This window comes from Ectothiorhodospira marina (genome assembly GCF_900109495.1).
Taxonomy (GTDB): Bacteria; Pseudomonadota; Gammaproteobacteria; order Ectothiorhodospirales; family Ectothiorhodospiraceae; genus Ectothiorhodospira; species Ectothiorhodospira marina.
In genome coordinates this window covers 240,689-252,576 of sequence record NZ_FOAA01000001.1, presented here as the reverse complement: position 1 = coordinate 252,576, position 11,888 = coordinate 240,689, and the positions used below count along the sequence as shown (strand labels likewise).

The 11,888-nt window shown below is 60.9% G+C and carries 12 protein-coding genes; all 12 read right to left on the bottom strand.

What is annotated here, in order from left to right:
• Positions 1-105 precede the first annotated feature (105 nt).
• A complete protein-coding gene (flgL, locus tag BMY52_RS01165; RefSeq protein ID WP_090249805.1) occupies positions 106-1,371 on the bottom strand; it encodes a flagellar hook-associated protein FlgL in 1,266 nt (421 codons plus the stop codon).
• Between the two features lie 3 nt (positions 1,372-1,374).
• Positions 1,375-3,231 carry a flagellar hook-associated protein FlgK gene (gene flgK / locus BMY52_RS01160; RefSeq protein ID WP_090249802.1) on the bottom strand — a complete coding sequence of 619 codons (1,857 nt, stop codon included), beginning with the start codon at positions 3,229-3,231 and terminating at the stop codon, positions 1,375-1,377.
• Between the two features lie 67 nt (positions 3,232-3,298).
• Positions 3,299-4,300: a flagellar assembly peptidoglycan hydrolase FlgJ gene (gene flgJ / locus BMY52_RS01155; protein ID WP_090249800.1), complete on the bottom strand. Its 1,002-nt coding sequence runs from the start codon at positions 4,298-4,300 to the stop codon at positions 3,299-3,301.
• A 21-nt stretch (positions 4,301-4,321) separates the two neighbouring features.
• Positions 4,322-5,404 (bottom strand): flagellar basal body P-ring protein FlgI, encoded by a 1,083-nt coding sequence (locus tag BMY52_RS01150; RefSeq protein ID WP_090250503.1) that lies wholly within the window; start codon positions 5,402-5,404, stop codon positions 4,322-4,324.
• A 58-nt stretch (positions 5,405-5,462) separates the two neighbouring features.
• Positions 5,463-6,197: a flagellar basal body L-ring protein FlgH gene (gene flgH / locus BMY52_RS01145; RefSeq protein ID WP_090249796.1), complete on the bottom strand. Its 735-nt coding sequence runs from the start codon at positions 6,195-6,197 to the stop codon at positions 5,463-5,465.
• Between the two features lie 37 nt (positions 6,198-6,234).
• Entirely contained in the window at positions 6,235-7,023 is a 789-nt protein-coding gene (gene flgG, locus BMY52_RS01140) for a flagellar basal-body rod protein FlgG (protein WP_090249793.1), read from the bottom strand.
• 23 nt (positions 7,024-7,046) lie between these two features.
• Positions 7,047-7,787: a flagellar basal body rod protein FlgF gene (locus BMY52_RS01135; protein ID WP_090249790.1), complete on the bottom strand. Its 741-nt coding sequence runs from the start codon at positions 7,785-7,787 to the stop codon at positions 7,047-7,049.
• Between the two features lie 21 nt (positions 7,788-7,808).
• The gene (locus BMY52_RS01130; protein ID WP_090249787.1) at positions 7,809-9,272 is read right to left on the bottom strand and encodes a flagellar hook protein FlgE; all 1,464 of its coding nucleotides are present in this window, start codon (positions 9,270-9,272) and stop codon (positions 7,809-7,811) included.
• A gap of 42 nt (positions 9,273-9,314) precedes the next feature.
• A complete protein-coding gene (locus tag BMY52_RS01125) occupies positions 9,315-9,992 on the bottom strand; it encodes a flagellar hook assembly protein FlgD (RefSeq protein WP_177169793.1) in 678 nt (225 codons plus the stop codon).
• A 13-nt stretch (positions 9,993-10,005) separates the two neighbouring features.
• Entirely contained in the window at positions 10,006-10,425 is a 420-nt protein-coding gene (gene flgC, locus BMY52_RS01120) for a flagellar basal body rod protein FlgC (protein WP_090249783.1), read from the bottom strand.
• A 16-nt stretch (positions 10,426-10,441) separates the two neighbouring features.
• On the bottom strand, positions 10,442-10,843 hold the full coding sequence (gene flgB / locus BMY52_RS01115) for a flagellar basal body rod protein FlgB (protein WP_090249782.1): 402 nt from the start codon (positions 10,841-10,843) through the stop codon (positions 10,442-10,444).
• Positions 10,844-11,028: 185 nt separating this feature from the next.
• A complete protein-coding gene (locus BMY52_RS01110; RefSeq protein ID WP_090249779.1) occupies positions 11,029-11,862 on the bottom strand; it encodes a CheR family methyltransferase in 834 nt (277 codons plus the stop codon).
• Between the last annotated feature and the right edge of the window lie 26 nt (positions 11,863-11,888).

Below are 11,888 nucleotides of genomic sequence, written 5' to 3'. Positions count from 1 at the left end.
GTTAGGGAGAAAGGCGCACGCCCGGTAAGAAGAAGTCTGACCCCCTCTCCCGCTGGCGGGAGAGGGGTTGGGGTGAGGGCCGAAAAGCGCTTGTCGCCCCTTCGATCAACGGATGTAATCAAACAAGGAGAGGCGGGCCACCTGCGTGTACGACTGCTGCGCCGCCTGCAAACCCACCTGCTGCAGGTTGAAACGACTGATGGCCTCGGCATAGTCCAGATCGCGGATCTCGGAGATGGTGGTCTCCAGCTGCAGGATCTGATCCTGGTTGAGGTTATCCTGGTTCTCCAGGGCATTAAGGCGCGCACCCACGGTGGCGCGGGTATCCAGGACGTGGCCCAGGGCGTTGTCCAGTTCGGACAGGCCCCGGTTGATGGCGTTGTTCACCGGGGCGGTACTGGTGCCCACCGGGGATTGCAGGGCATCGATGATGTTCTGGACGCCGGCAAAGAGGCTTTGGGGTTCGGAAGGGCGAATGGTGAACTCGTCACCGTCAGCCGGAGTGCCCTTGATATCGAAGCTGATACCATTGAACTCAATGGCCTCGCCACTCTGGAAGGGCTGATCCGTGGGCAGGCTATCGAATGGATCCGTTGTGATCCCCGCTCCGTTATCGAATGCCTCGATCGAAAATGTCTCGCCATCGTTATCGAAAGTGACCTTATATTCCAATTCTCCCGAAACAGCCCCCACTGCGTTTTGCCAGGCACCGCGATCGACCACATCCCCTGAACTGATGACACCCGAGCCCGCATTGTCCTCCTTCGGCACGGTGAGGAAGGTCCCATTCCCATCCTTGAGTGCCCCGGGCACATTCGCATCGCCGAATACCTGATTACCCGGATCTCCCACCGCCAGCTTGCGCACGGGGCTGATGTCCACTTGCCGGGCGTTATCATCCCCCTGGTAACTGACCTCGCCACCCTGCGTGACAAAAGGCTGGGTCTGGGACTTGTAACCCGCGAACAGGTACTCCCCGTTGGCATCGCGGGTATTGGCCAGGTCCACCAGGCCGTTGAGCACCTGCTGCATCTCGCCGGCGATGTAGCGCCGGGTTTCGTCGGTTTCCGTGGCGTTGTTGGCCTTCACGGAGAGTTCGCGGATGCGCTGCAGGCCATCCCCCACGGAGGCCAGGGTGACCTCGGTGAGGCGCAGGCGCTGCTCGGCCAGGCCGCCGTTGCGCTGGAACTGTTTGGTCTGATCGATACGGCTCTCGAACTGCAGGGCCTGAACACTGCCACTGGGGTCGTCCGAGGGTGACAGGATGCGGCGCCCGGTGCCCAACTGGTTCTGGGTGCGAGAGAGCTCGGCCTGCTGGCGCTGAATCACGTCGATGCCGTTCTGGAAGATATGGCTCGTGGATATACGCATGATCTATCGCCTCACTGCGCCGATAAGGGTGTCGAACAGCGTGCTGGTAATGCTGATCACCTGAGCGGAAGCCTGGTAGGCCTGCTGGAATTTAAGCAGGTTGGCTGCTTCCTCATCCAGATTGACCCCGGAGAGACTTTCCCGCTGGGCCTGGGCATCCGCCAGCAACCGAGCCTGGGATTCGGCAGCCACCTGAGTCTGACGGGTCTGTGTGCCCACCTTGCCGATCAGGCCGTTGTAGGCGTCCTCGATGGAACTCTTGCCCCCGTCCAGGTAACCGGTGGACTGCACCTGCGCCAGGGCCAGGCCGTTACGGTTATCGCCGGGGCCTGGGTCGGTGTTGCGGTTCAGTTCCACCGTTCCAGGATTACCATCTGAGCGAACCACCAGTTCGATGCCATCCACCACCTTCTTCCATACGCCCGCCCCCGGCTCAATTTCGTCATTACTATCGAAACTAAAATTCACCGAATTGGTCCCGGTCGCTGGCAGATCGTTTGGCTTCACCACACTCAAGGACTGGACATCGACCTCAGGATCGGCCAACCACCCTGCAGCCGCAGCGAGTTTATCCGGCTCGGTGATGTTCACCTGCATCTCCCGGGCCGCATTACGGGTTGGGCGGATCAGGAAGCTATCACCCTCGGCTGCTCCTCCTGTGGGCTCGTCAATCAACATACCCGCGGCGCGCACCGGGTCACCACTGGTGAAATCAAGCGTTTGTGGCGAACTGCCGGGAACGGTATCCAATACCCAATTGCCACCCTCACGAGTCATGCGGTAATCCCGACTCGTCAATTCAGATAGACCCTCCGGATCAATAGTGACCTTGGGTTTCTCAGCAGTGTTCCCAGAGGCCGACAAAACTTCAGGTCGAGGCACGTTAAAAAAGGCCTCCCCCGGATTGCCATCCAGATCCAGTCCCGCCTGATGCTGATTGTTGAACCCCACAGCAACGGAAACCGCGACCCGCCCCAGTTCATTCTGGGCCTCGTCCAGCACCGAGCTGCGCAGGTCCAGCAGACCACCCAGTTTGCCGCCTGAGATCAGGTTGGTGACATTGACGCCCTTATCCCCCTGGGCACCGAACGTGATCTCCAGGGGCGCCCCCGGTGTCGGGCGGTTAGCGGACAACGGCGTGGCCTTGTTGCCCAGCACCACTCCTTGGCCACGGCCGATGAAGACGTTCATGGCTCCGTCATCCTGCACGGTGGTTCTCACGTCCACGAACTTGGACAGTTCCAGGACCATCTGGTCCCGCTTGTCCAGCAGGTCATTGGGAGGCTGACCCCGGCCCTGAGCGGCCACAATCTGCTGGTTCAGTCGGGCGATGGAGTCGCTGTATCCATTAATCTCATCCACCCCCGCGCCAATCTGACCATCCACGATGGTCTGCTGGTCGCTGAGCCGCTGGCTCAGGAACTTGAAGCGATCCACCAGTGATTGGGACTCCGAGATCAACACGGTGCGGTTGGCACTGGAGGTGGGGTCATTGGCCAGTTCCTGGGTGGCCGAGAAGAATTGCTGCAGACCAGGCGACAGGCCCGCAGCCGGATCGGCCAGGAGGTTATCCACCCGGCTGATGAAATCCCGCTGTGTACTGTGATACTCACTGGCCGTGGTGTTGTTGCGCAACTGGGTCTGCACGAACTCGTCGTACATCCGCCTCACGGTCATCACATCCACACCCCGGCCCACGTAGCCGGCCCCGGAAAACTGGGCCGGGCGCGTACCCTGCTCCGTCCGCTGGCGGCTGTAGCCCTCGGTATTGACGTTGGCGATGTTGTGGCCGGTGGTGTCCAGGGAACGTTGTGCCGCATTCAGCCCGGAGGTCGCGATACCAAAGAGTCCCGCACTCATGATGCCCTCCTGGCGGCAGTCCGCGGCTTGAAGTGAATAGTGTGCATGAACATGATCGTTACCTCTTTTAGGATAGCGGCCGCTCACCGCCAGACTTGAATCCGGCCAGGGTGTCGCTGAGCGTGCCACGCTGCATGATGTTCAGAATCTTGTCCGCATAGCCGGGGTCGGTGGCGTAACCTGCGTCCTGCAGGCCGCGCACATATTGTTCCGGATCACCGGCGGCCTCCAGCGCATGCCGGTAGCGAGGGTTACTGCGCAGGAAATCCACATAGTCTTCAAAGCTCTCGGCCACGCTGCCGTAGGAACGGAACTGGGCCCGCTGCAACTGGGGCAGATCCTGCACATATTCCAGGGTCTGTACCGTGGCCCGGTCACCCTGCCAGCGGCTGTCCGCCTTGATGCCGAACAGGTTATGACTGCTGCGCCCATCCCCATGCCGGATCACGTGCTGTCCCCAGCCCGTTTCCAGAGCGGACTGAGCCACGAGCACCTCAGGGGCCACACCCAGTTCCGCAGCGGCTTCCCTTGCATGGGGCCACACGTCGCGGATGAACTCCTGCGGGGATTGCGGCATCCAGGGCTGATCACCCCCAGCCGGGGCCGCCATCTCCGTGCCTTGATCTGATGTCGCGCTGCCAACCCCTGGGGCGTCCTCACGCTGCAGGGAGGCAGTTGGTGCTGCCACCGCCGCCTCGATGGCGGCACGCAAGGCGGGCACTCGATGCGTGGGCATTTCCAGTGCCCGGTCGTCGTCGCGCCGTGCCTCCGGTCCCGACAGCTGCCTTGCCACCTGTTCACGCAGGCCGATCCCCTGCCCTTGAGCCATGTCCAGCGCCACCTGCTGGTCGAACATGCCTTCAAACATGCGGGTCTGCTGGCTGTTAAGAAGGCCTTCTGCTGGCGCGGCCTCACGCATGCTCTTGATCATCATCTGGATGAACAGGGCCTCGAACTGCCGCGCCACCTCGTCGGCCGCCTCGGGCGACTGGCTCTGCACACGGCCCCGCAGCTCACCCAGACCTGCCATATCCGTGTAATTAAAGCTGTTGGCGATGTAGGCACTCATGGCAGCGGCTCCCGTCCCGGATCAAATGATGACCAACTGGGCCCGCAAGGCACCGGCTTCACGCAGGGCTTCCAGGATGGACACCAGGTCCCCCGGGGCCGCCCCCACCTCATTCACGGCACGCACGATCTCATCAAGCGACACCCCCGGATCGAACAGGAACATGCGGGCATCTTCCTGGGCTACCTGAATGTCCGTCTGCGGGGTGACCACGGTCTCCCCCTGGCCCAGGGGAGCCGGTTGACTGACCTGGGGTCTCTCGGTGATGGTCACGGTCAGGTTGCCGTGGGACACAGCCGCCGGGCTGACCTGAACATTGCTGCCGATGACCACGGTGCCCGTGCGCGAGTTGACGATCACCTTGGCCGGCGGGTCACCGGGCTGCACCCGCAGGTTCTCCAGCATGGAGATGAAGGTGACCCGCTGGCCCGGATCCTGCGGGGCACTCACCCGCACCGATGTGCCGTCCACTGGATGGGCAGTGCCGGGGCCCATGGTGTCATTGATGACATCACTGAGCCGATTGGCCGTGGTGAAATCGTGCCGGTGCAGATTGAGGGTGAGGTGATTGCCCCGGGCAAAACCGGAGGGCACCTCGCGCTCCACCGAGGCCCCGTTGGGTATACGGCCCACACTGGGGACGTTCACGGTCACCTGGGAGCCATCGGCTCCTTCCACCCCCAGTCCACCAACGGCCAGGTTCCCCTGGGCAATGGCATAGGTACGACCATCAGCCCCCTTCATCGGCGTCATGAGCAGACTGCCACCGCGCAGGCTGCCGGCGTTGCCGATGGAAGAGACGGTCACATCAATGGTCTGGCCGGGTTTGGCAAATGGCGGCAGATCCGCATGCACCATCACCGCGGCCACGTTGCGCAACTGTGGATTCACATTGGGTGGAATGGTCACGCCCAATTGCCCCAGCATGTTCTTGAGGCTCTGGACCGTGAACGGGGCCTGGGTGGTCTGGTCGCCCGTGCCGTCCAGGCCCACCACCAGACCGTAACCGATCAACTGGTTGCTGCGCACCCCATCCACCGAGGCCAGATCCTTGACCCGGTCGGCAGCATCCACCGGCGCCGGCAGCATCAGCCCCAGTGACATCACGGCCAGGGCCCAGACGATCAGTAATGTGCGTATGGATTTCATGAACGCCTCTCCCCTAGAAGGGCCACACGGGGCTGTTGAAGAATCGCGTCAACCAGCCGGGGTTGTTGCTGTCCGCCAGAGTGCCGCTGCCACCATAGGCCACCTGGGCATCGGCAATCTGATTAGAGTTCACCGTGTTGTCGGCACGGATATCCACGGGGCGCACAATGCCCCGCAGGCGAATGAATTCCTGCCCCTGGTTGATCTGCAGCCATTTTTCTCCCTGCACCACCAGGTTCCCGTTGGGCAGGACCTGGGAGACCATCACGGTGATGGAGCCATCCAGCTGGTTGCTCTGGGATGCGTCGGCCTCGCCGTCAAACTCCCGGGAGCCGCCCACAGAGGCATCCAGCAAGGGCACACCACCGCGGGTGACCGGCCGACCCAGCACTGTGGGATTATTCAGGTTCGCGTTGGATTCCTTGCTGGTGGAGGTACTGGCCGACTTGCGGGCCTGCGTGCGCTCCGCCAGGACCACCGTGAGTACATCCCCCACCTGGCGGGCCTTATAATCAGCGAACAGCCCCTGGTTGGAGGCGGGCTGGAAGATGGCGCCGTTATTCTGCTCTGGAGGCAGCGGCTGTGGCGGCGTGATGGCGGTGAACTTCGGGTCGTCACCGCGCTCCACCGGCGTCATGGTGGCGCAGCCCCCCAGCCATAGGGACATAAGAACCACGACCAGCCCCAGTCGCGGCAGACCGGGCCGACCTGCACTGCCACATGCATGTGTGGATCGCTGTCTGTTCATGGTCTTACCCCTTCAATGCCCCGATACATCACCCTGATTACAGGTTCTGGTTGAGGAACTGCATCATCTGGTCGGCGGTGGAAATGGATTTGGAATTGATCTCGTAGGCCCGCTGGGTCTCGATCATGTTCACCAACTCCTCGGCGATATTGACGTTGGAACTCTCCAGGGAGCCCTGCATCAACCGACCCAGGCCATCCTGACCAGGGTTACCCTGCTGGGGCGCCCCGCTGGCGGCAGTCTCCACGAACAGGTTCTGCCCCACCGGCTCCAGGCCGGCAGGATTGACGAAATCCGCCAGCTGAATGTTGCCCACTTCCACCGGAGCATCTTCCTGGCCGCGAAGGGTGGCGCTGACGATGCCGTCCTGACTGATGTGGATGCTCTTGGTGCCCTCGGGGATGAAGATCCCCGGCTGTAATTCGTAACCATTGGACATCACCATCTGTCCATCGGCGTTCAACTGAAAGCTGCCATCACGGGTGTAGGCCACGTTGCCCTCCGGGGTGAGGATCTCGAAGAACCCTCGCCCCTGGATGGAAAGATCCAGGGCATTGTCTGTCTGAGTATGATTTCCCTGGGCGAATATCTTCTCCGTCGCCACGGTGCGCACCCCCACACCGGTCATCAGGCCGGTGGGCAGTTGGTTGTTCTGGGCCTCCTGGGCACCGGGCTGGCGGATGGTCTGATAGATCAGATCCTCGAAGGAGGCGCGGCCCTTCTTGAAGGCCGTGGTATTCACGTTGGCCAGGTTATTGGACACCACATTCATGCGTGTCTGCTGGGCATCCAGGCCAGTCTTTGAAATCCAGAGTGCTTGATTCATGACGAGAGTCTCCTGGCTGGGCCTTAGGAGATGCGCAGCAGTTGTGAACTGCTGCGATCCAGTTCTTCGGAGGTCTTCATGAGCTTCACTTGTGTCTCGAAGTTACGAGACAGTTCGATCATGTTGACCATGGCTTCCACGGTGTTCACGTTGCTGCCCTCCAGCATGCCGGACTGCAGCCTCACCTGGGCATCCGCCGGCTCGATGCCGCCGTCCGCACGCCGGAACAGGCCATCCTCGCCGCGTTCCAGGTCCTGCAGATTCGGATTCACCAGTTTCACGCGGCCCACCTCCGCCAGGACGTTGGGCTGCTGCCCCAGTGGACGCACACTGATGGTGCCGTCACCACCGATGAGCAGCGTCTCGGATGGTGGGATGGCGATGGGACCGTCATCCCCCAATACCGGTCGACCGTCGACCGTCGTCAACAGGCCCAGAGCATCCACCTGCAGGTTACCGGCCCGGGTAAAGGCCTCATTGCCATCGGCGCCCTGCACAGCGATCCAGCCATCCCCCTGCACCGCCACATCCAGATCGCGACCGGTGGAGATCTGCGGTCCATGGGCAAAATCGGCGCGCATGGATTCCAGCTGGACATAGTCCCGGGAGTCGTACACCGGGCCATGCATGGGGTGGTTGATGAATGCCTCCAGGTTCTTCTTGAACCCGGTGGTGCTGGCATTGGCCAGGTTGTGGCTGTTCACCTCCTGGGAATGCGCCGCCTCCCGGGCACCGGTCATGGCGATGTAGAGCATGCGGTCCATGATGAGGCCTTACCCTTTCCGTTACCGGATGTTGATGATGGTCTGGGTGATGGTGTCGGCAGTGCTGATCACCTGGGCATTCGCCTGATAATTGCGCTGGGCCGTGATCAGGTTCACCAGCTGCTCGGCGATATCCACGTTGGAGTTCTCATATGCGCCGCCCTGAATCAGACCGAAACCGGAATCACCGGCACGACCCATCAGGGGCTCACCGGATCCGAAGGTCTCCACCCAGTTGGTGCCTCCCACCGGTTGAAGCCCCTGTGGATTATCGAAGCTGGCCACGGCCACCTGGCCCAGGGAGCGGTTGACGCCATTGGTAAACCGTGCGAACACAGTGCCATCGGACTCCACACTCACGTCGATGAGCTGGCCGGGGGCGAAGCCGTCCTGATTGAGACGGCTGACGCTGAAGCGGTCGCCATATTGGGTGGTTTCGGTGAAGTCAACGGCGAGGTCCAGACGATTTGCGCCGTTGCCCGGGGCATAATCTATCTGGAGGGGATCACTGGCATCCGCATCCAGTGTTCCGTCTGCATTGAAAACAAGGGTGCCGTCACCAACAGATTCGCCAGCGATGAAGGCCTCCACATTCCAGGTCTTGTCTGCCGGCGGTGGATTGCGTTGGAAGAACAGCGAAGCCGTATGTTCCTGGCCGAGAGAGTCGTAGACAGTCAGGGAGGTGGACTCGTTGTAGGTTTCGGGATCGTCTGGATCCAGATCAATGCTGTCAGGGCCGGTGGACAGGGAGATACGCTCGTTTGAATCCAAACCACCAGGATCGCTGAGCGGTGCCGTATTGCCATCAGCGAACGTTTGCCACACCGTGCCATCGGCTCGACTCAGGGTGATTTCGTTTCCAGTGGTATTGGTTATGTCAGTGCCGGACACGTCGAGGCCCAAACCCTCCAGAAAGCTTTGAAAATCTCCCCAAGTGTCCGGATCGCCAGCATCAAAACCATCAGGCAATGTAAGCTCGCCAAACTCCCCGCCCGTAGGTTCCGCCGTAGACTTGAGATTCAGTAACGCCTCAATCCCGGTCGTCGCCTGCGGTTCGGCCTCTCCCGTGGTCAAACGGATATCCCCCACATCGGCACCCCCTTCGGGTGGATAGCCCTGCAACCGCTGCCCGGCAGAATTGATGATGAACCCCTCCTTGTCCGCTATGAACTGGCCGGCACGGGTGTACTCGCGGATGCCGTCACGCTCGACAGTGAAGAAACCGCGGCCGTTCAGTGCCAGGTCCAGGTTATTCTGGGTGAACTCCAGGTCTCCCTGATTGAATTGCTGGGAGACATCCGACAATTGCACCCCGCTGCCGGTGGCCAGGTTGGAGACCCCGGTGTATGACAAAGCGAACACGTCGGCAAACTCCGCCCGGGACCCCTTGAAGCCCGCGGTGGAGGCGTTGGAGACATTGTGGCCGGTCACCTCCAGATCCTTGGTGGCCGCGTTCAGTCCCGTCAGTCCGATATTGAATGGCATGCTATACCCCTCATAGTGATGATCAGCCGATGGCGAGATGCATCAGCCGATGCGTCGTACCTCGGAGAAATCCATCTCCCCAAAACCCTCGATTTGCAGCTTGATGCCGCCGTTTCTCTGATCCGTGCGCACACTCTCCACGCGGGAATTCAGCAGCAGTTCAGGCTGCTCGCTGCTGCCGTCCCGCACCGCATTGGCGCGAAACTCGTAGACACCGGCTGGTGCCCGCTCGCCCTGATCGGTCATGCCGTCCCAATGGAATGACTGCATCCCCGAAGCCTGAGCCCCCATGGGAATGCGCCTGACCAGTGCACCCGCAGCGTCATAGACACCCACGGTCACCTCTTCGGCGGAGGACTTGAGATCCAGCGCCCCCCGCACGCCGCCCTCGGGTCCAAGACCCGCCATATCCACCGGCACCAGCACCTCACGGTCCACCAGGCTTGCCGCCTGCAGGGTCTGGGCCGATTGCACGGACTGGGCAATGCCCTCAAAGGACTTCTGCAACTCGCCGATGCCATTCACGGTGCCAAACTGGGCCATCTGCCCCAGAAAATCCCCGTTCTCCATGGGCTCGAAGGGATCCTGGTTCTGCAACTGGGTGATCATGAGCTTGAAGAAATCCTCCTGACCCAACTCGCCCTGCTGACTCTTGTCGGCACGCTGGGTATTGGTCGACGAAAGCCCCAGTCCCTCCAGCATGTTCAGATCAACGCTCATGGTTCATACCTCCTCAGCCCTGCCCCAACTGAAGCGTGCGCAGCAGCAGTTGCTTGGTGGTGTTCATGACTTCCACATTGTTTTCATAACTGCGCGAGGCCGAGATCATGTTGGCCATCTCATCCACCATGTTCACGTTGGGCATGAAGACATACCTATCCTCGTTGGCCTGGGGATGCGCCGGCTCATACTTCGCCCGCGCTGGCGCATCGCTTTCCACGATGTCCATGACGCGCACCGGCATCGTGGAACTGTTGGGATTGAGTTGATCCATCACCGTTTGAAACACCGGCTGCTTGGAGCGGTAGGCCCCCTCCTCGGTGGTGCTGCCCACCTGCGCATTGGCCATATTGCTGGCAATGGTGTTGAGCCTGACGGACTGGGCGCTCAACGCCGAGCCGGAAACATCAAACACCTTGAACATGTTGCTCATGATTCAATCCCCCGGCCTACTGGCCGCCCTTGAAGGCGTTGCGCAGGCCCGTAAACTTGTCACCCAGAAAATCCAGGCTCGCCTGGTACTGAACAGCGTTCTCGGCAAAGGCCGACTGCTCCAGTTGCGGATCCACCGTATTGCCGTCCAGGGAAGGCTGGGTTGGCACCCGGTACAACGGCTCCCCCAGGCCTCCGCCGCCGCCTGCCGCGTCCAGGTGGGACGCATGGGTCCGACGCATGGACAACTGGTCCGGTTGATGCTGCTGTTTGAGCACCTGCCGGAAATCCAGGTCGCGGGCCTTGTAATTGGGGGTGTCAGCGTTCGCGATATTGGACGCAAGCAGCTCCATGCGCTTGGAACGCACCTGCAGCGCTGCATCGTGAATACCCAGGGCGTTGTCAAATGAGAGCGGCATGATCTTCGACCTCAAGAAAATCTCTTGTCAGTCGAAATGCAAACAGCATGCCATACGCTAAATAAGCGCTGTTTCAAGCACTTGGAGAGGAGATCAAACTAGGAAGAGCGGGCAATCCGGCAAGAACCCGCCGGAGGAGACCAGGACGCGACGAGGAGAGTCGAAAGTTTGACGCCCCGGAACAGTTACTTCTTGAGGCGGTAGACCACGCCCGGGCTGCAGCGCACCATCTCGAAGGCGTCGGAATAATTGGCCATGGACTCAGAGGCCCCCAGGAAGAGGTAGCCGCCCGGATTAAGGATCTGGGAGATGCGCTTGAGAATGGTCCGCTTGGACTCGAGAGAGAAGTAGATCAACACGTTACGACAGAAGACGATATCGAATCGCCCCATGGCATTGTAGTTGTCCAGGAGATTGAATTCCCGGTAACTGACACGGGCCTTGATCTCCGGCTTCACTTCCCAACGGTCGCCCTTCTGAATGAAGAACCGATTGCGCCGATCCAGCGACAGCCCCCGGGCCACGGCCAGGGAGTCGTAGCTGCCTTCCCTGGCTTCGCGCAGCACGGCGCCAGAGATATCCGTGCCAAGGATCTGCACATCCCTGAGGCTGCCGGCTCGCGATTGCAGATATTCGCTGGTGGCCATGCTGATGGAATAGGGTTCCTGGCCGGAGGAACAGGCAGCGCACCAGATGCGTACGGTGGAACCGGGGGATTTTTTGGCCAGTTCCGGATAAATCTGATTCTTGAGGATCTCGAAGGGGAAGACATCCCGAAACCAGTAGGTCTCGTTCGTGGTCATGGCTTCGATCACCCGTTCACGCAGACCGGAGCGGCCACCCCGCTTGAGCAGTTTGAGCAACTCGCTCACCGAAGCAACGGAGAATTCCTTCATCAGCCGGGACAGCCGGCTGGTCACCAAGTAGTGCTTGTTATCTCCCAGCACAAGACCACAGGACCGCTCAAGAAAGATCTTGAAGTCCTCGTAATCCTGGGGTTCGATCGGGCCTGATGACAATGTTTTGGTGCTTCCCGGTTAATGGT

What these genes read in the sequence shown, in the direction of transcription:
- flgB (WP_090249782.1), bottom strand. Translation starts at nt 10,843, where the DNA reads ATGCCGCTCTCATTTGACAACGCCCTGGGTATTCACGATGCAGCGCTG.
- flgH (WP_090249796.1), bottom strand. Translation starts at nt 6,197, where the DNA reads ATGAACAGACAGCGATCCACACATGCATGTGGCAGTGCAGGTCGGCCC.
- BMY52_RS01135 (WP_090249790.1), bottom strand. Translation starts at nt 7,787, where the DNA reads ATGGACCGCATGCTCTACATCGCCATGACCGGTGCCCGGGAGGCGGCG.
- flgC (WP_090249783.1), bottom strand. Translation starts at nt 10,425, where the DNA reads ATGAGCAACATGTTCAAGGTGTTTGATGTTTCCGGCTCGGCGTTGAGC.
- BMY52_RS01130 (WP_090249787.1), bottom strand. Translation starts at nt 9,272, where the DNA reads ATGCCATTCAATATCGGACTGACGGGACTGAACGCGGCCACCAAGGAT.
- BMY52_RS01125 (WP_177169793.1), bottom strand. Translation starts at nt 9,992, where the DNA reads ATGAGCGTTGATCTGAACATGCTGGAGGGACTGGGGCTTTCGTCGACC.
- flgL (WP_090249805.1), bottom strand. Translation starts at nt 1,371, where the DNA reads ATGCGTATATCCACGAGCCATATCTTCCAGAACGGCATCGACGTGATT.
- flgK (WP_090249802.1), bottom strand. Translation starts at nt 3,231, where the DNA reads ATGAGTGCGGGACTCTTTGGTATCGCGACCTCCGGGCTGAATGCGGCA.
- flgG (WP_090249793.1), bottom strand. Translation starts at nt 7,023, where the DNA reads ATGAATCAAGCACTCTGGATTTCAAAGACTGGCCTGGATGCCCAGCAG.
- flgJ (WP_090249800.1), bottom strand. Translation starts at nt 4,300, where the DNA reads ATGAGTGCCTACATCGCCAACAGCTTTAATTACACGGATATGGCAGGT.
- BMY52_RS01150 (WP_090250503.1), bottom strand. Translation starts at nt 5,404, where the DNA reads ATGTCACTGGGGCTGATGCTGCCGGCGCCGGTGGATGCTGCCGACCGG.